Source organism: Gilliamella sp. B3023 (genome assembly GCF_026536845.1).
GTDB classification, from domain to species: Bacteria; Pseudomonadota; Gammaproteobacteria; order Enterobacterales; family Orbaceae; genus Gilliamella; species Gilliamella apicola_E.
The window spans coordinates 18,444-41,077 of the sequence record NZ_JAFNNH010000001.1 but is presented as its reverse complement, the minus strand read 5'-3'; the positions used below and the strand labels follow the sequence as shown (position 1 = coordinate 41,077).

General features: G+C 34.3%; 26 protein-coding genes. 16 read left to right on the top strand and 10 right to left on the bottom strand.

Annotated features, from left to right (window positions below; translation table 11 throughout):
* Nucleotides 1-8 precede the first annotated feature (8 nt).
* The 3 genes from glyS (at nucleotide 9) to ybaK (ending at nucleotide 3,549) form a co-directional block, all read left to right on the top strand.
* Nucleotides 9-2,081 (top strand): glycine--tRNA ligase subunit beta, encoded by a 2,073-nt coding sequence (gene glyS, locus J3U16_RS00220; protein WP_065735030.1) that lies wholly within the window; start codon nucleotides 9-11, stop codon nucleotides 2,079-2,081.
* A 60-nt stretch (nucleotides 2,082-2,141) separates the two neighbouring features.
* Nucleotides 2,142-2,966, top strand: coding sequence for a hypothetical protein (locus J3U16_RS00215; RefSeq protein ID WP_267330944.1), 825 nt, complete (start codon nucleotides 2,142-2,144; stop codon nucleotides 2,964-2,966).
* Between the two features lie 97 nt (nucleotides 2,967-3,063).
* On the top strand, nucleotides 3,064-3,549 hold the full coding sequence (ybaK, locus tag J3U16_RS00210; RefSeq protein ID WP_065562007.1) for a Cys-tRNA(Pro) deacylase: 486 nt from the start codon (nucleotides 3,064-3,066) through the stop codon (nucleotides 3,547-3,549).
* A 120-nt stretch (nucleotides 3,550-3,669) separates the two neighbouring features.
* Here the strand turns inward: ybaK and J3U16_RS00205 are convergent, their stop codons facing one another.
* The 4 genes from J3U16_RS00205 to J3U16_RS00190 all read right to left on the bottom strand — a co-directional run bounded on the left by J3U16_RS00205 (nucleotide 3,670) and on the right by J3U16_RS00190 (nucleotide 6,760).
* Entirely contained in the window at nucleotides 3,670-3,942 is a 273-nt protein-coding gene (locus J3U16_RS00205) for an HU family DNA-binding protein (protein WP_065562006.1), read from the bottom strand.
* 175 nt (nucleotides 3,943-4,117) lie between these two features.
* The gene (locus tag J3U16_RS00200) at nucleotides 4,118-4,711 is read right to left on the bottom strand and encodes a YjaG family protein (RefSeq protein ID WP_267330943.1); all 594 of its coding nucleotides are present in this window, start codon (nucleotides 4,709-4,711) and stop codon (nucleotides 4,118-4,120) included.
* The gene (gene hemE, locus J3U16_RS00195; RefSeq protein WP_065562004.1) at nucleotides 4,708-5,778 is read right to left on the bottom strand and encodes a uroporphyrinogen decarboxylase; all 1,071 of its coding nucleotides are present in this window, start codon (nucleotides 5,776-5,778) and stop codon (nucleotides 4,708-4,710) included. The genes J3U16_RS00200 and hemE overlap by 4 nt, the downstream gene beginning before the upstream one ends.
* A 76-nt stretch (nucleotides 5,779-5,854) precedes the next feature.
* Nucleotides 5,855-6,760, bottom strand: a complete 906-nt coding sequence (locus J3U16_RS00190; protein ID WP_065562003.1) for a LysR family transcriptional regulator ArgP — start codon at nucleotides 6,758-6,760, stop codon at nucleotides 5,855-5,857.
* Between the two features lie 208 nt (nucleotides 6,761-6,968).
* On the opposite strand from J3U16_RS00190, the gene rpiA reads away from it, so the two are divergent.
* From rpiA to J3U16_RS00175, 3 genes are all read left to right on the top strand, one after another.
* On the top strand, nucleotides 6,969-7,628 hold the full coding sequence (gene rpiA / locus J3U16_RS00185) for a ribose-5-phosphate isomerase RpiA (RefSeq protein WP_065562002.1): 660 nt from the start codon (nucleotides 6,969-6,971) through the stop codon (nucleotides 7,626-7,628).
* Nucleotides 7,629-7,698: 70 nt separating this feature from the next.
* Nucleotides 7,699-8,940, top strand: a complete 1,242-nt coding sequence (gene serA / locus J3U16_RS00180) for a phosphoglycerate dehydrogenase (RefSeq protein WP_065562001.1) — start codon at nucleotides 7,699-7,701, stop codon at nucleotides 8,938-8,940.
* Between the two features lie 34 nt (nucleotides 8,941-8,974).
* Nucleotides 8,975-9,130: a hypothetical protein gene (locus tag J3U16_RS00175; protein ID WP_267330942.1), complete on the top strand. Its 156-nt coding sequence runs from the start codon at nucleotides 8,975-8,977 to the stop codon at nucleotides 9,128-9,130.
* Here J3U16_RS00175 and srlR read toward each other — a convergent pair.
* From srlR to srlA, 6 genes are all read right to left on the bottom strand, one after another.
* A complete protein-coding gene (gene srlR, locus J3U16_RS00170; RefSeq protein ID WP_065562000.1) occupies nucleotides 9,119-9,898 on the bottom strand; it encodes a glucitol operon DNA-binding transcriptional repressor SrlR in 780 nt (259 codons plus the stop codon). The genes J3U16_RS00175 and srlR overlap by 12 nt on opposite strands.
* A gap of 100 nt (nucleotides 9,899-9,998) precedes the next feature.
* Nucleotides 9,999-10,367 carry a transcriptional regulator GutM gene (locus tag J3U16_RS00165; RefSeq protein ID WP_065561999.1) on the bottom strand — a complete coding sequence of 123 codons (369 nt, stop codon included), beginning with the start codon at nucleotides 10,365-10,367 and terminating at the stop codon, nucleotides 9,999-10,001.
* 74 nt (nucleotides 10,368-10,441) lie between these two features.
* Nucleotides 10,442-11,221 (bottom strand): sorbitol-6-phosphate dehydrogenase, encoded by a 780-nt coding sequence (gene srlD, locus J3U16_RS00160; protein WP_065561998.1) that lies wholly within the window; start codon nucleotides 11,219-11,221, stop codon nucleotides 10,442-10,444.
* Nucleotides 11,222-11,231: 10 nt separating this feature from the next.
* On the bottom strand, nucleotides 11,232-11,600 hold the full coding sequence (locus J3U16_RS00155) for a PTS glucitol/sorbitol transporter subunit IIA (RefSeq protein ID WP_267330941.1): 369 nt from the start codon (nucleotides 11,598-11,600) through the stop codon (nucleotides 11,232-11,234).
* Between the two features lie 95 nt (nucleotides 11,601-11,695).
* Entirely contained in the window at nucleotides 11,696-12,685 is a 990-nt protein-coding gene (locus J3U16_RS00150) for a PTS glucitol/sorbitol transporter subunit IIB (RefSeq protein ID WP_065561996.1), read from the bottom strand.
* A gap of 31 nt (nucleotides 12,686-12,716) precedes the next feature.
* On the bottom strand, nucleotides 12,717-13,265 hold the full coding sequence (srlA, locus tag J3U16_RS00145) for a glucitol/sorbitol-specific PTS transporter subunit IIC (RefSeq protein ID WP_065561995.1): 549 nt from the start codon (nucleotides 13,263-13,265) through the stop codon (nucleotides 12,717-12,719).
* A gap of 268 nt (nucleotides 13,266-13,533) precedes the next feature.
* Here srlA and J3U16_RS00140 point away from each other — a divergent pair, with 268 nt between their 5' ends.
* From J3U16_RS00140 to J3U16_RS00095, 10 genes are all read left to right on the top strand, one after another.
* Nucleotides 13,534-14,130: a Dps family protein gene (locus J3U16_RS00140; protein ID WP_081299444.1), complete on the top strand. Its 597-nt coding sequence runs from the start codon at nucleotides 13,534-13,536 to the stop codon at nucleotides 14,128-14,130.
* 79 nt (nucleotides 14,131-14,209) lie between these two features.
* Entirely contained in the window at nucleotides 14,210-14,758 is a 549-nt protein-coding gene (locus J3U16_RS00135; protein ID WP_065735025.1) for an NADPH-dependent FMN reductase, read from the top strand.
* Between the two features lie 69 nt (nucleotides 14,759-14,827).
* A complete protein-coding gene (gene mutH, locus J3U16_RS00130; protein ID WP_176701504.1) occupies nucleotides 14,828-15,505 on the top strand; it encodes a DNA mismatch repair endonuclease MutH in 678 nt (225 codons plus the stop codon).
* A gap of 214 nt (nucleotides 15,506-15,719) precedes the next feature.
* Nucleotides 15,720-16,139 carry a PTS sugar transporter subunit IIA gene (locus J3U16_RS00125; protein WP_065561992.1) on the top strand — a complete coding sequence of 140 codons (420 nt, stop codon included), beginning with the start codon at nucleotides 15,720-15,722 and terminating at the stop codon, nucleotides 16,137-16,139.
* Nucleotides 16,140-16,634 (top strand): PTS system mannose/fructose/N-acetylgalactosamine-transporter subunit IIB, encoded by a 495-nt coding sequence (locus J3U16_RS00120; protein ID WP_267342307.1) that lies wholly within the window; start codon nucleotides 16,140-16,142, stop codon nucleotides 16,632-16,634.
* Between the two features lie 24 nt (nucleotides 16,635-16,658).
* A complete protein-coding gene (locus J3U16_RS00115; RefSeq protein ID WP_267342306.1) occupies nucleotides 16,659-17,465 on the top strand; it encodes a PTS mannose/fructose/sorbose transporter subunit IIC in 807 nt (268 codons plus the stop codon).
* 17 nt (nucleotides 17,466-17,482) lie between these two features.
* The gene (locus J3U16_RS00110; protein WP_267330940.1) at nucleotides 17,483-18,319 is read left to right on the top strand and encodes a mannose/fructose/sorbose PTS transporter subunit IID; all 837 of its coding nucleotides are present in this window, start codon (nucleotides 17,483-17,485) and stop codon (nucleotides 18,317-18,319) included.
* A 156-nt stretch (nucleotides 18,320-18,475) separates the two neighbouring features.
* Entirely contained in the window at nucleotides 18,476-19,720 is a 1,245-nt protein-coding gene (locus J3U16_RS00105) for a zinc-binding dehydrogenase (protein ID WP_065561988.1), read from the top strand.
* A 102-nt stretch (nucleotides 19,721-19,822) separates the two neighbouring features.
* Entirely contained in the window at nucleotides 19,823-20,794 is a 972-nt protein-coding gene (locus J3U16_RS00100; protein ID WP_065561987.1) for a sugar-binding transcriptional regulator, read from the top strand.
* 157 nt (nucleotides 20,795-20,951) lie between these two features.
* A complete protein-coding gene (locus J3U16_RS00095; RefSeq protein WP_267342304.1) occupies nucleotides 20,952-22,364 on the top strand; it encodes a glycoside hydrolase family 28 protein in 1,413 nt (470 codons plus the stop codon).
* The last annotated feature ends 270 nt before the right edge of the window (nucleotides 22,365-22,634 follow it).

The window sequence follows — 22,634 nt, the reverse complement described above, 5'->3', positions numbered from 1 at the left end:
ATTGATATATTATGCAAAAAACATTTCTAGTAGAAATCGGTACTGAAGAGTTACCACCGAAATCACTCCGCACTTTGGCTGAAAGCTTTGCAGCTAATTTTATTGAACAACTTGATAATGCTAACTTAGAACATGGTGAGGTACTTTGGTTTGCATCGCCGCGCCGTTTAGCTTTAAAAGTATTGAATTTAAATGACACTCAACCAGATAGCCAAGTTGTTAAACGCGGTCCTGCGGTAAGTGCCGCATTTGATGCAAATGGTAAACCAACAAAAGCAGCAGAAGGCTGGGCTAGAGGATGTGGCATCGATATCTCTCAAGCAGAGCGCATTCAAACAGATAAAGGCGAATGGTTATCTTATACTCATAATCAAAAAGGACAGCCTGTTGTTAATTTATTATGTGATATGGTTAAAAATGCATTAAATAAATTACCTATTCCTAAACCTATGCGCTGGGCAGCTCGCCAAGTTGAATTTATCAGACCAAGCCATACTGTAACTATGCTATATGGTGATCAACTTGTACCGGGCGTCATTTTAGACATTCAATCAGATCGTATTATTCGCGGACACCGCTTTATGGGTGAACAAGAATTTACCATTGATAATGCTGACCAATATCCTGAAATCCTTGAACAACGAGGCAAAGTTATTGCTGACTATAACAAGCGAAAATCAATCATTAAGCAGCAAGCTCAAGAAGCTGCTGAAAAACTTAATGGTAAAGCAGATTTAACTGAAAGCTTACTTGAAGAAGTTTCATCATTGGTTGAATGGCCTGTAGTATTAACAGCAAAATTTGAAGAAAGATTTTTAGAAGTTCCAGCCGAGTCATTGGTATATACGATGAAAGGCGATCAAAAATATTTCCCTGTCTATGATAAACAAGGAAAACTATTACCAAACTTCATCTTCGTTGCAAATATTGAATCAAAAGATCCTCAAGTTGTTATTTCTGGTAATGAAAAAGTGGTTCGTCCTCGTTTAGCTGATGCCGAATTTTTCTATAGAACAGACTTAAAACAACGTTTGGAAGATCGCCTTCCTCGCCTTGAGACGGTTTTATTTCAACAACAACTTGGTACAGTTAAAGATAAAGCACTTCGTATTGAGGCCTTATCTGGCTTCATCGCCGAAAAAATTGGTGCTGACACTGAACAAGCCAAACGTGCAGGGAAATTAACTAAATGTGATTTAGTTACTAACACGGTGTTTGAATTTCCTGAAACACAAGGCATCATAGGTCGATATATAGCGATTAAAGATGGTGAAAGTATTGAAGTCGCTACCGCTATTGAAGAACAATATAAACCTCGTTTTTCAGGCGATGAACTACCAAGTACTCCTGTGTCTAGTGCGGTATCTATTGCCGAAAAAATGGATACATTAGCCGGTATTTTTGGTATTGGTCAACATCCTAAAGGTGATAAAGATCCATTTGCACTTCGCCGTGCAGCTATTGGTGTATTACGTATTATTGTTGAAAAAAGCTTACCTCTTGATTTAGTTGAGCTAGCAAGTTTTGCCACATCTTTATATGGAAATAAATTAACCAACAACAATGTTGTTATAGATATTGTTAATTTTATGCAAGGTCGATTCCGAGCATGGTATCAAGAAAAAGGATTTGCGATAGATACCATTCAGGCTGTCTTGGCAATTAATCCAACCAAGCCTGCAGATTTTGATACCCGCGTTAATGCGGTAACACATTTTAGAACGTTACCTGAAGCTTCTTCATTAGCAGAAGCAAATAAACGTGTATCAAATATTTTGTCTAAATCTGAAAACGCTATCCCTGAAAATATTAACGCCTCACTTCTTGAAACGGGTGCAGAAAGCGAATTAGCTATGCAAATAGCAATATTGACAGATAAGTTAGCACCTTACTTTACTGAAGGTCGATATCAAGATGCCTTAATTGAATTAGCATCACTTAAAGCACCTATTGATACATTTTTTGAGAAAGTAATGGTAATGGTTGATGACGAAAAAATTAAACTAAACCGATTGGCTCTTTTGAAAAAATTACAAAATTTATTTTTGAAGGTTGCCGATATTTCTATACTACAATCATAACTTTTGAATTAAATATAAAGACCGTGGTAATACTAGTATTACCACCCATAAGGAAAAACGATGGACTCACAAAACAATTTATCATTTTTAGTTACTTTTGAAAAAACAGTTAACTTTATTCGCAATAGATTCCCAATAATCGCAATCGCAAGCGTAGTGCTTGCATTAGCTAATTCAGTATTATCGTATATTATTTTTGATCCAGCTGCTCTTGCAGCAAGCATGGTCTATTACGCAAATCCAGCTCAAGTTCTTAGTTCATTATTTGGAAAAGTATTGCTTTTATCAATTGTCTTTCTCTTTATTGCTGCCGTGACAATTGGTATTATTTATAATTTAACTACTAGTGACAAATTTGATATGAAATTAGTGTCACAACGCATATTACCTGCTTTTCTAAATCTTGCAGGATTTACCGCTATTTATTTTATTATTTTAATTATAGGAATAATTTTGCTTTCTTTAATTATGTGGATTATCGGAATGATATTACCCCAACAGTTAATTGCTTTATTAACTTTATTGATAGCTTTTGTTATATTTCTTGTATTAAGCATCATTGCGAATTACTTTAGTGCTTCATTAATCGTTCCTGATTCAATGGGATTTTTTCAAAGATTTGTTGGTAGCCATAAATTAGCTGTAACAAAATGGAAAGCACCTTTACTAATGATATTAATTTCTTGTGGTATTACTATCGTTCTAGGGCTTATTAATTACTTATTGGGTAATAATATTATTGTAACGACTATTACTTCAATAGTATCTATGTTTGTTAGTTTCTTTGTATGTAGCTTCTTCTATCGCTTGTACAACGCATCTAATAATGTTGAATTACCGAAACTAGATGATAATAATCAAAACAATCAACAAATCATCTCTTAATTTTTTTAATGTAGTATAGTTTAGTTTAATCCTAAAAATCCCTATTAATGGCAATTAATAGGGATCATCATTCTCACTTATAATAATTCTTACTATTATGACGCCAGCCATTAGATTGCTCAAAAAGCATAAAATTAAATTTAATATCCATCAATATCAACATGACGCACAACAAACCCATTATGGACAAGAAGCTGCGGATAAACTTGGATTAGAACTAAATGTTGTTTCAGGTCAGATATTTAAAACACTGATTGTATGCATAAATGGGGACAATAAATCATTAGCAGTCTGTGTATTACCGGTTGATTGTACATTGGATCTTAAACAAGCCGCTAAAATTCTTGATTGCAAAAAAGTAGCATTAGCTGACCCGAATCTAGCACAAAAAACAACAGGTTATTTAGTCGGTGGGATAAGTCCTCTCGGGCAAAAAAAACTATTACCTACACTTATTGATGATAGTGCTAAACAATATGCAACGATGATGGTATCAGGGGGTAAAAGAGGATTAGAAATTGAAATATCACCGCAAGATTTAGCTGATCAATTAAATGCTAAATTTGCTAAATTAACGGTTTAGATAATAAGTAAAATCGTTTCTAAAAACTCAAGAAAAAATAGATTAAAAAGTTGGAGTTAAAAATAAAGCCATAACGATTAGTTATGGCCTTAAAAAATTCTCTAATAGAAAGCAATAAAATTATTTGATTGCTTCTTTTAAGCTTTTACCAGAAACAAATGCTGGTACTTTGCTTGCTGCAATTTTGATTTCTTTACCAGTTTTTGGGTTACGACCAGTACGAGCTTTACGAGCATTAACTTTAAATGTACCGAAACCAACTAATTGAACTGGCTCACCAGATTTTAATGATTCAGTGATAGAAGCTAAAGTTGCTTCTAAAGCAGTTTTTGCTGCAACTTTAGTAATATTAGCTTTGCTAGCAATAGCATCTACAAGTTCTGTTTTATTCATGGAATATCCTTACATATTTATTTTATTGTTAAAGTTAACATTAATAAACAAAGTTAAAACCCAACTTTGCTTCTGTAAACGTGATTTAGATTACATTGTTGTTAAATGTAGTCTATATTTGCCTAATGTTAAAGAAAAATTTAATAAAAATTAAAAAAATCACGCTTTAACCGCTTTAATTGCTCAAAAAAACACCAATATTGCTAGTTTCTGCAGACCGAATGTCCATTTTCAAGCCTTTAATCAAGTCTAACATTTCATTATTTTCATCACTCAATAAGCGAAAAATTTCCCACTGCAAATCAAATTCATCAATTACACTAGGCAAAGTTACTTGTTCATCTTCTGAAAGTTCAATATTATCTTTTGTCATTTCAAATTCAGCTACAGTAGTTGCGGAAATAGAGCTAACTTTGGCTGAGTGTTCATCTATTTCACCACTTATATAAGAGTGTAGAATTTCACTAAGAGCCTGACAAGCATCAATAGCAGGGTAAATCATATATGGGCTATCTTCCTTGATGACTGGAATTAACGATTCAAGTTTCTCAAGTTGTAAATCAAAATTAATTTTCACATTCTCAACCAATAGTGATTCCCAAATAAGATCTAGAATTTTTTTATATCCTACTGCTGATTGTTCATCTTGTTGTAAATTGCAATAATAAATAAAGTTTGGATACATTCGTTCGCATAGACAAGCCATAAATAAACGCTGCTTCCAAACTGGCAATTTTGCTATTCTTAATTGAATAGGATTTTTAATCATGAATGAAACCTTTTTGACCGTGTGTGTACTGATTCAACTAAATATTGTACATGCTCAATGGGAATATCTTGGTGAATACCATGACCTAAATTAAAGACATGACCATTATGATAGCCAAATTCACTTAGAACTGACTCAACGTTAGACTCAATCGTTTCCTTATTGGCATACAATATAGAAGGATCTAAATTACCTTGTATGGCAATCTTACCTTTTTGTTCTATCTGATTCAAATCCACTGTCCAATCAACACCGATGGCATCAGCCCCTGATTTAGAAATAGTATCGAGCCATAAACCGCCACCTTTTGTAAATAGCGTCACAGGAACATAAGAAGTGATATTCTGGCTTTTCTTACCCCTTTTTAGTTGAGATAAGATAAGTTCCATATAATGCAAAGAAAACGCTCGATAACTTTCATGGCTAAGCACCCCGCCCCAAGTATCAAATATCATAATCGATTGGGCGCCAGCTTCAATTTGAGCATTTAAATACAATATTACACTGTTAGCTAATTTTTCTAGCAGCAAATGTAATGCTTTAGGTTCACAATAAAGCATCTTTTTTATTTTAGTAAAGGTTTTACTACTACCGCCTTCAACCATATAAGTTGCCAAAGTCCATGGACTACCAGAAAAGCCAATTAATGGAACTTTGCCACCTAACTCTTTTTTCGTTAACCCAATAGCATCCATTACATATTTGAGAGATTGTCCTGGATCAGGTATAGGCAATTGTGCAATATCATCTAAACAAGAAATCGTTTTTTTAAATTTAGGCCCTTCGCCTGTTTCAAAATATAAACCAAGTCCCATTGCATCGGGAATGGTTAAAATATCTGAAAAAATAATGGCAGCATCAAGATCAAATCGCCGAATGGGTTGTAAAGTTGCTTCACAGGCAAGTTCTGGTGTTTGGCACATCGTCATAAAATCACCAGCTTTAGCCCTAAGCTGCCGATATTCAGGTAAGTATCGACCGGCTTGGCGCATCATCCAAATTGGCGTGTAATCCACAGGTAAACATTGTAATGCACGTAAATAACGATCGTTTTTCAATTGGCTCATTTTTTTAGCTCTATAAATTGTGAGATAGGGTAAATGGGACAGTTCTACATTTAGCTCAAAATAGCTAATTTGACAATTATTTCCGATCTTGAGGCTGCGACAATATACGTTGAGCGTAACAAATCAATGTTTCAGAAATATTTTGCATCACGCTACTTTCTGGAGCAAAGCGATGCCAATACAGCATACGTCTTTGAAATAAGCCTTCCGTTAAATTAACCAATTCACCATTTTTTAACTCTTGTTCAACTTGTAACATTGGTATCATACAACATGCAGAACCTTGTTTAGCCAATTGGACAAAAGCTTCAGATGAACTAGTAATATGGCAAATAACACTACCTGGTGTAAGATTAAAATTTTCTTGCAAAAAGGCTTGGTGCATATCATCCAAATGGTCAAATGCCACTGCAGGCGCTTTTAAAAGCGATGACCGAGTAACACCATTAGGAAAGTATTTTTTAGCAAACTCAGGAGAAGCAACAAAAATATAATCCAATGCCCCTAATAAATCAGATAAACATCCCGGTAAAGGATTGGGTTGAATGCTAATTGCAGCAACGACAGTACCTAAGCGTAGAAGTTCTAACGTATGCTCTTCATCTTTGACTTGAATATCAAAGCGTAAAATATTTTTATCTAAAACTGGTTTTAAAGCGGGTAAAAACCAAGTTGCTAAAGAGTCAGCATTAATTGCAATTGATAATGACAATGGCGTAGTATTTTGCTCATTGTCACCTAACCATTGTTGTTCTAATAATTCAACTTGATGCAATAATCCTAAAAGATGTTCACCTTGTTTAGTCGCTTTTGGAGGAATCGTTCTTACTAATAGTTGCTGACCAAAAAAGCTTTCTAATTGCTTAATGCGTTGCGATACTGCTGGTTGCGTAATACACAATTTGTCAGCTGCTCGTTCAAATCCTCGTTCTTTTATCACTGCATCTAATGCTTGTAATGCTCTATAATCTGGACGCTTCATAATCTCTTTACTAATGATTTGATCTTCGCTTGGTCATTCAAGCTATTTTAATTTTGCAAAAAATTTGAAATAGATCTAAAACCTTATAGATTTTCTTAAAATACTAATGATTTTTGCTTCCCAATTGGGTACTATGCCATATCTTAAACAATTTTGCTTTTAAAATTTTAATTTTTTGATCAAAATTATATTTACACACGGTGATATCATGACACAAGATGAACTAAAAAAAGCAGTAGGTTGGTCAGCCCTTAAATTTGTTAAACCAGATTCATTAGTAGGCGTAGGCACAGGTTCTACTGCGGCTCACTTTATTGATGCTCTTGCAACAATAAAAGATCAGATAAAAGGAACTGTATCTAGTTCAGAAGCGTCAACCCAAAAATTAAAAAGCTATGGTATTCCAGTTTTAGACTGTAATGACGTTGATAGCTTAGATATTTATGTCGATGGAGCAGATGAAATTAATCATAATATGCAAATGATTAAAGGCGGAGGAGCCGCATTAACACGTGAAAAAATAGTATCGGCTCTGGCAAAACAATTTATCTGTATCGTTGATGAGTCAAAAGTGGTCGATGTTCTCGGGAAATTTCCACTTCCAGTAGAAGTCATTCCGATGGCCCGTTCTTATGTTGCTCGAGAATTATTCAAACTTGGCGGCAAACCTATCTACCGTCAAGGAGTGGTTACTGACAATGGCAATGTTATTTTAGATGTTCACGACCTTGTAATTGCAAAACCAATGGAATTAGAAGATAGGATTAATAGTATCGCCGGTGTAGTCACAGTAGGGTTATTCGCTAATAAAGGCGCGGATATCGCTTTGGTAGGCACGAGTTCTGGTGTGAAAGAAATAAAAAAATAATAAATTACTTTTTTTAATTAATAACTTTGCATGACAAATTGTTTTAAATATTAAAGATAGAGAGGAAGAAATGGTTGTTCAAGCGTTAACCAAAGATGAAAACAAGTTTCTATTACTTGAAGGTGTCCACCCTAGCGCGATTGAAACACTTAAATCGGCAGGCTTTAACAACATTGAATATCATAAAGGTGCGCTATCCAAATCCGAACTTGAAGCGGCAATTAAAGATGCAAGATTTATTGGTATTCGCTCAAGAACACATTTAACAAAAGATATAATCGATGCTGCCCCAAAACTTGCAGGAATTGGTTGTTTCTGTATTGGAACCAATCAAGTTGAACTTGATGCTGCAACCGTTAAAGGAATTCCTGTTTTTAATGCACCGTTTTCTAATACGCGTTCTGTTGCAGAGCTAGTATTGGCTGAAGCGATTTTATTACTTCGCCGAGTACCTGAAGCTAATGCCAAAGCTCACCAGGGGAAATGGAATAAATTAGCCACAGGTTCTCATGAAGCGCGTGGTAAAAATTTAGGTATCATTGGTTATGGCCATATCGGTAGTCAATTAAGCGTATTGGCTGAATCATTAGGCATGAATGTTTATTTTTATGATATCGAAACTAAATTACCATTAGGCAATGCCAAACAAATTTCATCCATGAAAGAATTACTTGCCATGAGTGATATTGTAAGTATGCATGTTCCAGAAAACTCAACCACAATTAAAATGATTGGCAAATCAGAAATCGACATGATGAAATCAGGCTCTATATTGATTAATGCCTCTCGCGGTAGTGTGATTGATATTGAAGCCTTAACTCAAGCGTTGGAAAACAATAAACTTAGTGGTGCTGCTATTGACGTTTTCCCTAGTGAACCGGCAACTAATAGCGATCCATTCGAATCACCACTGTGTAAATTTGATAATGTCATTATTACCCCACATATCGGCGGTTCAACTACTGAAGCACAAGAAAATATCGGTATTGAAGTTGCAACCAAGTTGGCAAAATATTCTGATACAGGCGCAACACTTTCAGCGGTTAACTTCCCTGAAGCATCATTACCGATTCCGGCAAAAGGATCTAGTCGATTTATTAATATTCATCACAATCAACCCGGCGTGTTGACTGCAATAAATACGCTATTTGCAGAACAAGGTCTAAACATTTCAGCTCAGTATTTACAGACTGATTCTAAAATTGGTTATGTTGTGATTGATATTGATAGAGTAGAACAAAATAAAGCAGAAGAGTTATTAGTTAAACTAAAAAATGTCGCTGGTACAATTCGAGCAAGATTATTGTTCTAATCCACTTTGCTAAGGCGTTCGGGCAATTATTTCCATGTCCGAACGCATAATATTAGGTTTAGAAATTATTCGAGTGTTTCAGATAGATCGTGAATATCAAACCAATTTTAATAAAATTACCACCATTATTAACGTCAAAAACCCCGTTCCTCAACTTTTTTTAGATTTTAATGTCTTTTTACTTATCTAAAGGTTTTACTTTTATAACTTTAATACCTTTTTGAATTAATGCGTCGTAATATTTATCATCTAAATTATTGTCTGTAATAATCGTATCAACTGATTCTATATCACAAACGACATTTGGGCTACGTCGCCCAAATTTAGTTGAGTCAACGAGTAAAATCAATTTTGCAGCGGCTTTACTCATCGCCACACTACCATGATAGCTTTCGTTGAATGTTGTCACACCACCAACTACATCAACACCATCAGCACCCATAAATAATTTATCAAAAGTATAAGATTCAAAGGCCGCAATTGCTGATGCATGATTACTATGGAAGGAGGCTGATTTTCGGCGAAATGTGCCACCTGTTAAAATAATGGTTTGATCGTTATCATTAGCTACCAGTTCATTAACCATATGTAAACTATTGGTCATAATAGTTAAATTATTAAACTGGGCTAACATTGGAATCATCTGTGCGACAGTACTGCCTGCATCGAAAATAATTGAATCACCTTCATGGATCAATTTAGCGGCTTCTTGAGCAATCGCTTTTTTAGCAGCAGTATTAATGTAGGTTTTATGATCAATAGCTCTGTCACCGATTTCTCGATTTAGCATTGCTCCACCATAAGTCCTTAAAACTAATCCACTCTCATTAAGTTGAGTAAGATCTTTCCTTATAGTGGTTCCAGTAGTCCGAAAATGTGCGACTAATTCATCTACACTAACCTGTCCATGATTTTGTAAATATTCTAAAATTGCGGTTTGCCTTTGTTTAACTTTCATGCCAAGATTCCATTATTTTCACAGTAAATAAGATCATTTACTTTGCAAGATAGTATACTTCAATATAAAAGAAAATACTTTTCAAAATAAAAGTTAAATACTATTTATTGCTCGCGGTTAACGCAACTGATAATGCACTTCGCGAAGCAGGATCGTTTGGGTAAATCGTTTCAGGTATAATCTCTTTTGCATTAAGTCCATGTAATTGAGGAATAGTCTTAGGTAATGCAAATACTGTAATGCCCTTCATTTTTACTGAATCAATTACATTTTGGTTTTCATCTAATGAGATAGCAATTAAGACTCTTGGCTTAAACCATTTAGTTTGGCTACGACCAACCCCCAAATATCGCCCTTTTTTCATTGCTAAAAAGGCTTGATTAAATCGGCGAATTTGCAACCAACTAAATATGATTTGGACACACCAAGCCATAAGCGCAAAAATAATTAAAGTTGTCGTCATGTTCATGGCTATCTCCATTAATAATTTAGGCTAAATAAAAATGCGAAAGTGATAACAAACACTTTCGCACTTTATTTTAATTAGAACATTACTTGGCCACCAGTAATATTAATTGATTGTCCAGTACAATATGAAGCCTTATCACTTGCATAAAATAATAAGACATTAAGAACATCTTGATAATCACAACCACGTTTAAGTGGCACTTTATCAATATAAACTTGCTCAACTTCGTTTTCTGGAATACCTAATTTTTTAGCGTATTGAGGAATTAATGATTGGAACATTGGTGATTTTAATAAATTACCTAACATTAATGAATTTACAGTAATACCATAATCTGCAAGATCAAGTGCTAATGATTGAGTTAAACCAACACCACCAAATTTAGCAGCACTATAACCAGAATTATGTTTACTACCAACTTTACCTGATTTTGAATTTATTTGAATAATTCGTCCAGCCGTTTTATGTTTGAGCATTAATTTAGCAAACTCGCGAGCACACAGAAAGTAACCAGTAAGATTAACATTTACTGATAATTGAAAATCGCTTAAAGCAAAGTTTGTAATAGGAGCTGCTTTAGCAACACCTGCACTATAAACCATTAAATCAGCTCGGTTAAATGTATTATCAACATCTTGTGCAAGTTTAATCACACTCTCTTCATTTGTTGCATCAACACCAAAGCCTTTTGCGGTACCGGCTCCATGTTTCTGATTGATAGCATCTGCTACTTTATTTGCATTTTCAATATTTAAATCAGCAACAGCTACATTATAACCAGCATCAGCAATCCCTTTACATAAAAACTCACCTAAAGTTTGTCCTCCACCTACAACAACTGCAACTTTTTTCATTCTTTGTTCCTTAATTAGTTAAAATTTTAATTTCATCACCCACAAAAAGTTGATTTGGAATGTCACCTTTTACATGGATAGTTCCCGGTAATTCTGCTTGGCTACTACCGTCAAACCTTAATGTGATATGCCCTAATTCACGAAAATTAGTGCTAGCAACATCGCCAACGGAGGTAATTTGAAAAGTATATTTGCCAATTTGAAATACTTGCCCTACTTGTAGATCTTGTTTTAAATCATCATGACTATGTACAAAACAGTAATCAGCTAAGTCTGATGGCGCGCCATTTTTAAATAGTATTAGCATGCCATCAGCCAATGCATCTGGGGCAAACTCACCAATTTGATTAATTTTTGATTGATAGATAACATTCGACATCGTTAACCTTCTTTAATTTTTAGTTGAAGCGAAATTTTCAAATTTCACTGTTTGCTAAAGAGGGATGATGTTCATCCCTAAATACTTAAATATGTCTATTGATAGATAAATAATGACACTGCCCAAGCGATTAATACGGTTGGTGCACCAGTTAAAAATCGACTTACTAGAACCGAAGGAACACCTACACGAACAGTATCTTGTTTTGCTTCTGCTAGTGATAAACCGACAGGGATAAAGTCACATGCAGCTTGAGCATTTATGGCAAACAATGCTGGTAGTGCTAAATGAGGTGGAATATTACCTAACCCAATTTGTACACCAACTAATGTACCGATAACTTGCGCGATTACCGCGCCAGGACCTAAGAACGGTGAAAGTAATGGGAAAGAACAAATTAATGCTAATATCACTAAACCAAGTGGATTATCTGCTAAAGGGACTAATCCATGGGCAATGAAGTCACCTAATCCAGATGCAATAATGATCCCGATTAAGGCTGAAACAAATGCCATGAAAGGTAAAATCGTTTTGAGAACAGTATCAATAGTATCTCGGCCAGCTTGGAAAAAAACTGCTACACCAGACCCCATACCGATACCAATTTTGGCTAATAAGCCATCACTTTGCTCAGTGATTTTTTTACTACTGTCATAATCTTTAAATTCTGACGCTTTAGTATTTGCTTGAGCTGTTTCTCCTACAACATCACCCTCTTTTTCAATTAGTTTGATATTATTTGGCTTAACAGCAGAAACATAAATGTCTTCGACAATATATTGTGCAAGTGGTCCTGATTTACCAGTTGCGTGGATGTTGATAGTTGGTATTCGATTTTTTGGATAAATACCACAACGGAGAGTACCACCACAGTCAATTACAGCAACGCCTATTTCGTCTTTTGGTGGTTCACCTTCTTTAAAACCATCAATTGCTTCCCAACCAGTTAGTTCAACTAAAGTATCGACTATTGCTGGTCTAGTACCAGCTGCAATGTAAACAATTTTTTTACCAGCAACGATTGGAAGCTCTAATGGACCACCCCAACCTGCTTCACCTTTTTCAATATGAATATATTTAGCCATTTTATTTTCCTTATATCGTGATAGATAATTGTTATAAATGAACTTTTCTATCTAGTTTAATTCCCATTTTTTTCTCAAAAATGGCTGTACAAAAGTCAGTAATCCAACCTCTAAAGAAGTTAGTAACTAAACCGACAAGGAAATAACTAACAGCTAATGGACCTAATGGTAAATTTAATGTAGTTAATCCAGCAGCAACCCCTAAATAAACAAAAAGTTCGCCAGGATTTACATGTGGAAATAAACCATTCATTGAGTGGCAGCTATAAGAGGATGCTGCATAATAGCTAGGTTTGTAAAACTCTGGCATAAAGCGACCTAAGCTTAGTGTCATCGGATTACAAAATACAAATGTACCAATTAAAGGAAGTAATAAATAACGTGAAACAGGGTTACCCGCACAAGCTTGAGCTAAACGTTCAATACGATCTTGCCCAATAAATTTAATGACCGCATTCATAACTACTAACAATGAAATTAATAAAGGTAAAATCGAGGTGACCATCCCGACTAACACTTTACCGCCTTCTTGGAATAAACCGATAAACCACTCGGCTCCAAATGAAATTGTATCAATCATATTTTCTCCTATTGATTTAAATTGCAAAGAAATATTAACAATTATGAAATCAAAAAAACTTTAACTGGATCACAATTTGAAATATTTTCTTTTATTTTGAAAGAAATATTTTAAACAATAGAAAAAAATAGGGTAATTAATCATTCATAGATAGTTGATATAGCAGTAATAGTTAAAAATAGCTCATTTTGATTGGACTTTAATAAAGAGTTGGCGTAATTTGGTGTTTGTTAAATAATCATTTAATTCACCTATAGGAGAATATTACATGGCTAAAAGTACTACTAAAAAAAGCACAACGGCTTCGAAATCATCAACAGCTCCAAAAGTTTTAAAAAATGTAAGTTCTGCCAAAAGATTACAGCAATCTGCAATTTTATTTCCAACTGATTTAGGCCAAAAAGCTTCAAAAGATATTTCTGGCGCAATGAACTCTGTATTAGCAGATGTGTTTGCTCTATATTTAAAAACTAAAAACTTCCACTGGCATGTCAGCGGTCCACATTTCCGTGATTATCATTTAATGTTAGATGACCATGGTGAAGAACTATTTGCAATGACAGATCCAATTGCTGAACGTGTACGTAAATTAGGTGGAACGACTTTACGTTCAATTGGTCATATTTCTAAATTACAAAGTATTTCAGACAACAATGCTGATTTTGTTGAACCATCAGATATGCTTGCTGAACTTTGTCAAGATAACATCAAACTTACAGAACGTATGCGCGTAGCACATGATATCTGTGACAAATATAACGATACCGCAACAGCTAGTTTAATTGAAGAGTGGATTGATCAAACTGAAAGACGCGCATGGTTCCTATTTGAAACAGGTCGTAGAATGGACTCATCAGGACACTAAAGCTCTGTGAAGTTCTGTAATTATCATAAATAAGAGACACTCATGGTGTCTCTTATTTTCAATTTAAGAGGAACCAAAAATGAGTAAAAAAATTGCAGTACTTGTTGGTAGTTTACGTAAAGATTCCTATAACTTAAAAGTAGCCAAAGTTTTTCAACAAATTGCGCCATCATCACTTTCACTAAATATCATCCAAATCGGTGATTTACCTTTATATAACGAAGATATTGATACTGATACACCGCCACAATCCTATAATCGTTTTCGCCAAGAAATTGCCAATTGTGATGGTGTGATTTTTGTTACACCAGAATACAATCGCGGATTACCCGCTGTCATAAAAAATGCACTTGATGTTGGATCACGCCCTTATGGTAAAAGTGTTTGGTCTAAAAAACCAGCTGCTGTGGTCTCTGTATCACAAGGCGCTATTGGTGGCTTTGGTGCAAATCATCATTTACGACAATCTTTAGTTTTTCTTGATATGCCTACCCTACAACAACCGGAAGCTTATATCGGTAATATTGGTACAGCTTTTGATGAAAGTGGCAATATTAACGAAAAAACCAAGTCTTTTCTTTCATCAATCATTGAAAGTTATGCTAAATGGGTTGAACAGCTAAGTTAATAATGATTTATTTTAATATCCACAACCAATATAATTGATTGTGGATATTATTAAATTTATTCGAAACAGATGCTAAACTTTTATCCTTCTAATGAACAAGAGTTATTGAATCGAGCAGAAATGGCCGCTGGCTATAGCTTTGCTGAGATAGCTCAATATGTCAATATTCCTATCCCTGCTAATCTTAATAAACAAAAAGGATGGGTAGGCAATCTGATTGAAACTTATCTTGGTGCAAATGCCGGCAGTAAAGCAGAACAAGACTTTTCTAATTTAGGCATTGAACTAAAAACAATTCCAGTCAATAAAGAAGGTAAACCATTAGAAACTACTTTTGTTAGTGTTATTCCTTTAATGGCTAATCACGGTGTGATTTGGGAAACCAGCCATGTTAAATACAAGCTTAGCAAAGTACTTTGGATCCCGATTGAAGGGGAAAGAAGTATACCTCTTGCAGAAAGAAAAGTTGGAAAACCAATACTTTGGACACCAACTTTAGAACAAGAGCAACAACTTAAACAAGATTGGCAAGAATTAATGGATATGATAGCACTTGGTCAAGTTGAAAAAATCACCGCGCGTTATGGCACCTATTTACAGATCAGACCTAAAGCTGCCAATGGAAAAGCTTTAACTGAAGCCATTGGTGAAAATGGCGAGATTATTTTAACTCGCCCAAGAGGGTTCTATCTTAAAAAGTCATTTACTTCACAAATCCTACAGAATTCCATTGATCATTTAAGTTAAGAAGAAATGATCATTTAATTTCAATCACCCTTATTTTTTTAGCCTTACAAAATACTCCTTTTTTCGTTAAGAAAAAAACCATTTCTTTTATTTTGCAAGAAAATCAAATCTACGTCACATTTTTGCACATTAGTGATTTACTTTGAGCATTTGTGCATATAAATTCATTTAAACATTTGTGAAGCAACAAGAGAATTTGTGAAAGAGGTGTGAGATGAACTTTATATTAGCGGGTCATGGAAACATTGCCGTGGAAATGAAAAATAGCATTGAAATGATAGCTGGTGAGTATCCAAATGTACGGGCTATCACTTTTCAGTTAGGTGATGGTATTGAGACATTAAAAGACAAATATCTAAAAATTATTAATCAATCAACTGAGCAACCATTCATCATTATTACTGATATTTTTTCAGGTAGCCCTTATAACGCAGCGGCAATGTTGGCAATGCAATCAGAAAACATCGAAGTCATCAGTGGTTTATCTTTACCACTTTGTTTAGCGTTATTACATCTTGATTACTCTTCAATTAGCCTTGAAGAAACTTTTGAACAACTTAATGACATGAAATCCGATTTCATCAAATCTTTCAAAAAAATAGCTAAAAATATCGCTGAAGAAGAGGAACTTTAAATGATTATAAATTTAGTACGCATTGATGACCGTTTAATACATGGTCAAGTCACAACAGTTTGGACCAAAGAAGCAAAAGCAGAAAGAATCATTGTTGTTAGTGATGAAGTTGCTAATGACGAAATCCGAGCCACATTAGTTAAACAAGCTGCACCTCCTGGAATTAAAGTTTCTGTTGTGAGTATTGAAAAAGCGGCAGCGGTTTATAAAAACCCAAAATATGAAAACGATACCGTGTTTTATCTTTTTACCAATCCAACCGATATTCTGCGATTAATCGAACAAGGTGTACCAATTAAGAGTATCAATATTGGTGGTATGTCTTTCAAAGCAGGTAAAAAGCAGATTACTAAAGCGGTGTCAGTGGATGAAAACGATGTATCGGCATTTAGAAAGATGCATGAGATGGGAGTTGATCTTTGCTTAAAAGTGGTAATTACCGATCTCAACGTCGATTTTATCAAGCTACTTGAACAAGAATTCCCTATTAATTAATAGGAATAAACAAGGAGGCAAAAAATGGAAATTTCATTATTTCAAATTGTATTAATATTCATCTTCTCTTGTATAGCAGGTATGGGAAGTGTGCTTGATGAGTTTCAAACTCATCGCCCATTAATTGCCTGTACCGTCATAGGCTTAATATTAGGTGATATAAAAACAGGTATCATTTTAGGTGGTACGCTTGAATTGATTGCATTAGGCTGGATGAATATTGGTGCGGCACAATCACCTGATTCAGCACTGGCTAGTGTTATATCCGCGATATTAGTTGTAGTAGGTAAACAAGATATTCAAACTGGAATCGCAATCGCCCTCCCCGTTGCAGCAGCGGGTCAAGTTCTTACGGTATTTGCAAGAACAATCACGGTTGTCTTCCAACATGAAGCTGATAATGCCGCAGAAAAAGTTCAATTCAAAAAAATAGAACTTTTACATTATAGCGCGCTTTTTGTACAAGCTTTACGAGTAGCAATACCAGCAACATTGGTCGCCATTTATGTTGATGCCAATACCGTTAACACCTTATTAAGCATGTTGCCAGATATTGTTACTAGTGGTCTTGCTGTTGCGGGTGGATTTATTGTGGTAGTTGGTTATGCAATGGTATTAAACATGATGATGGTTAAATATTTAGCACCTTTCTTCTATTTAGGCTTTGTTCTTGGAGGTTACTTAAACTTCAGTTTACTCTCATTCGGTATTTTAGGCGTTATTTTTGCCACCATTTATGTCCAATTAAATTCAAAGTTTAACACGACTAAAAATAGCGAAAAAAGTATCGTGGCAAATTCAATCATTGCTGATGACGAGTTAGACGATTAATAAATAAGGATTCTATTATGAAAGAAATGTTAAATACCATTCAAAAGAAAGATATTGTTAGTACATTTATTCGATCTAATTTTCAACAAGCATCTTTCAACTATGAACGAATTCATGCCTTAGCTTTTTGTGTGGATATGATTCCTACAATCAAACGAGTATACAAAACCAAAGAGGAGCAACGTGAAGCATTAAAAAGACATCTAACGTTTTTCAATACGACTCCAGCAATGTGTGGACCCGTTATAGGCGTTACCATGGCAATGGAAGAAGCTCGAGCAAATGGTGCTGATATCTCTGATGGCACAATTAACAGTTTAAAAGTTGGTTTAATGGGACCGTTAGCGGGAGTGGGTGATCCATTAGTATGGGGAACCTTACGTCCAATAACTGCAGCGCTTGGGGCATCACTAGCACTAACCGGAAATATAGCTGGGCCATTACTGTTTTTTGTCTTATTTAACTTAATTCGACTTGCCATGAAATGGTATGGATTAACGTATGGATTATCTAAAGGAATCGGAATTGTTAAAGATCTTTCAGGTAATATTCTTCCAAAATTAACAGAAGGCGCAACAATTTTAGGCCTATTTATCATGGGTGTCTTAGTCACAAAATGGACCTCCATAAATGTCCCACTTATTGTATCCCAAACGACCGGCATGAATGGAGAAGAGGTCATTATGACAGTACAAGGCATTCTCAATGACCTTGTACCAGGATTATTGCCATTAGCGTTAACACTTTTGATGATGAAATTGTTAAGGAAAAAAGTCAGTCCAATAATTTTAATCTTTGCATTATTTGCGGTAGGTATTATTGGCTATGGTTTAGGTATTCTTGCTAAAGGTTAAAGCGTTAAAGAAATAAAAAATTGACCGTTGAAAATGAATAAAAAGGTTTAAAGCAATTACAGAGTACTTTATTAATAGTATTTGATTTCTTGAAATAAAAACGCTTTAAACCTTTTCCTAAATAAATTTAACCAAATTAGAGAATTAGAGGAATATATGAAAACTCAAGCAGTTAGACTGTATGGAAAAAATGATTTGCGATTGGAGTCATTTCAACTTCCTGAAATTACTGATGATGAAATTCTAGTTACAGTCATTGTAGATAGTATGTGTATGTCTTCATTAAAATTAGTCAATCAAGGTGAAAATCATAAAAAAACGCCACCCGACTTAAAAAATAACCCCATTATTATTGGACACGAATGCTGCGGTGAAATTATACAAGTGGGTAAAAAATGGCAACATAAATTCAAACCAGGACAAAAATATGTCGTTCAGGCCAATTTACAACTTTCTGATAGCCCATATTGCGTAGGTTATTCTTATCCTTATACTGGTGGTTGTGCAACTTACATGATAATTAACCATGATGTACTAAAACAAGACTGTTTGATTCCTTATGATGGACAAACTTATTTCGAAGGTGCGTTAATTGAACCATTGTCGTGTATCATTGGGGCATTCAATGCTAATTTTCATTTAAAGCCAAATAGTTATGAACATATTATGGGCATAAAGCCTAATGGTAATCTGATTATTTTAGGTGGTACGGGCCCTATGGGTATGCTAGCAATAGATTATGCATTAGGGGGACCCATCGCACCTAAAAAGGTTGTCGTAACTGGTCGTAGCAAAGAGAAAATAGAACATCTAAAAACCCTTTATCAATCTCGTAATGGTATTGAATTAGAATTTGTGGATATTTCTAATGTCGATGATCAAGCGAAATTATTAAAAGATAAATCCACCACAGGAAGTTTTGATGATGTTTTTGTTTTCTTACCTTCTCAAGAGTTAATTCAACTCGCCTCTCAACTATTAGCGATTGACGGTTGCCTTAACTTTTTTGCTGGACCCCAAGATAAAAACTTTTCGGCTGAAATTAATTTCTACGATGTTCATTATAACTTTACCCATATCGTTGGCACTTCAGGCGGTAATACTAATGATATGCGAGAAGCGGTGAAACTAATCGAATCAGGTTCGGTAGATGTGGCAAAAATCGTAACTCACATTATGGGTATAGACCAAGCAAGTAAAGTCACTCAAATACAGGATCAGATTAAAGGTGGAAAAAAATTAGTTTATACCCACAAAAAGTTTGATCTTAAATGCATAGAATCATTAGATAAAAATGCGGATGATATTACTTTACAAAAAATACTCTCTAAAAATAATGGTATTTGGTCAAAAGAAGCTGAAGATTATGTTTTAAATTATTTTCCTGATATTGATTCTTGATTTATACTCTATTCAAATCAAGATGACATTTATTTGTGACATCTTGATTTGAATAAAAATATGGAGTTTTTTAATAACTAAAGATAATAAGATAACGCTACTATGATTAATCAAAATTTTAGCAACGACGAGTTTGAACAGCATAAGATGTTAATTAAGATTGCTCAATTGTATTATGAAGAAAATAAAACACAGTCCGAAATAGCAAAAATAGTTAACATACATCGCTCAAGCATTAGTCGAATGTTAAAAACAATACGCGAGCTAGGCATTGTTTCAATTTCGATTAATTATAATCTGTTACCTGATATAGCGTTAGAAGAAAAAATTTGTAATAAATATCATTTAAAACAAGTCATTGTTGTACCCGTCAACACTGATATAGACAATGAAAGTAAAAATCAGATTGTTTGTAATGTGGCAGCAAGTGTCTTACTCAAAAATATTACCGATAATGATGTGATTGGTGTGTCCTGGGGACGCTCGATCAATTATATTGTGAATAGTTTAAAAAATGATAATGCTACATTTGAAAATGTTACCATCGTACCAATGATTGGTGGCCCTTCTGGCAAGATTGAAACAAAATACCACGTAAATAATATAGCTTGTAAACTTTCCGATAAACTTAAAAGTAAAGCAATATTAATTGATTACCCCGCTATCGTTGATACCGCTAATTTAAAAACTGAAATTGAAAAAACTCAACACATGAAAGAACTCAATGATTGGTGGAATAAGATCACAGTTGCTTTATTTAGTATTGGTTGTCCAGCTATATCCAAAAGCTCAATTTGGTATGGTTTTTATGGTGAACTTTTTCAAAAAATTACTAACAGAAAAATTGTCGGCGACATTTTATCGCGATTTTATGACAAAAATGGTAAAGAATTACAAACGCCATTCCATGATCAAATTATTGGCGTGACGTTAGAAAATTTAAAAAAAATCCCTCTAAAAATATGTGCAAGTGGCGACGCTGAAAAACTTAACAGTTTAATCGCTGCATTAAATGCAAATTATATTGATGTATTAGTCATTAGTGATGAAATGGCAAATCAATTAGTTAATTGATCTCATAAAAAAGCTGACACTTGCGTAAATTAAAACGTCATTTCAATTTTTATAAATTATTTTTTAAATTTGTGACTCTATTAACAGATTCTTAGACTATTAACCTAGATAATCATTTTTATACTTCATCTTTTTTATTCTTCATTAAGGAAAAAACATGTATCGTTTAATTATAAAAAATGGATTATCTATTAGTTTACTCACGCTTACCGCTAGTTTCGCTGTGATAGCTTCACCACCATTTGTTCCAGTTACTTTGGACAAACTTAATATTCCTAATAAACAATGTAATGTTAGAGATTATGGCGCTGAAGCAACAGGTATTTGGTATGATACAAAAGCATTTCAAACCGCTATTAATGATTGTGCGCAAAATGGCGGTGGTAAAGTTATTGTTCCTGCGGGTTATTACCTATCTGAACCGCTATTTTTAAAAAGTAATATTGAATTTCATTTAGAAAAAGGGGCGGTAGTACAAGCTTCAGCAGAGGAAAGTGCATATCATCCTTCAGAAGAACAAAAAAAATGGTCATCATCAGATGAATCATTACCACTAACAAAACAATGGATTGGGTTTATTAATATTGCAGAAGAAAAAAATATTGCTATCACCGGTGAAGGAATTATTGATGGGCAAGGTTCAACGCTTCTAGAAAAATACCGCGCTGAGACTCGTCAAGCCGGAAAAAAGGGACCAACAAATCGCCCACGTCTACTTTTATTTAAAAACGCTAACAATATTTTAGTTGAAGGCGTCACAATACAAAATTCGCCAAGTTTTCATATTGTTTTTAAAAATGTGGAAAATATTACAATTAATAAAACAACAATATCCGCTCCAGCTTGGTGGCAAAACACGGATGCCATTGATCCAATGGATAGTAGAAGAGTCAGTATTACAAAAAACACAATAAGTGTGGGTGATGACCATGTTGCCATTAAATCAACAGTAAACAACCTTAGCCATGATTTTTATATTGCAGATAATAACTTTATGCTCGGTCGTGGATTATCTATTGGTTCAGAAACATATGGCGGTGTGAGCAATTTACTTGCAGAAAATAATACCTTTACCGATGCGATGTATGGTATTCGAATCAAATCGCCAAGAGGCAAAGGTGGTGAAGTTAAAGATATTGAGTATAACAATACAACAATGGTCAATGTAAAAACGCCAATTGTTTTGTCAGCTTATTATAAAGGCGGCCCAACAACAAAAGATGCAAAAATTAAAGCGTTGCAAGAAGGTGAATTTGCTGGTGGATTTATGTTAGGCGATCAGATTTATCCTGCGGATACTGAACAACCAAAAGAGCATAAACAAACCCCATACTTCAATAACATTAGCTTCAATAATCTTACTGTAAAAGGTAAAAGTAATTACGCTGGTTTTATTATTGGAACACCAGAAAAGCCATTCAATAATATTAGATTTTCAAACATCAATATTGAAGCGGAAAACGGTTTTAAAATTCGTAACGCATCAGTTGAGTTTAGTCACACTAAAATTAATGTAGAAAAAGGATCAGATATTATAAAAGAAAAAGGAAGTCATATTACTCATCAATAATAATTTGGTGGCTCAGATTTGAGCTAATAAAAAATTCACAAACTAGAGCGTTACCAATTGAAACTGTCAAACCGACAAACAAAACAGGTAACGCTTATTTTTCTGACTCAAAATTAACGCAATAAATAATCTTATTAAATTTACTTGAAGAACTACAGAATATTTCATTGATCTTCGCTAAAAAGTGCATTATCTATCATTAATTTCCGTGAAATCAATACCGACTAAGCGCAAGCAAGATATCACGCTTTTGTTCATTATGCTGTTTTT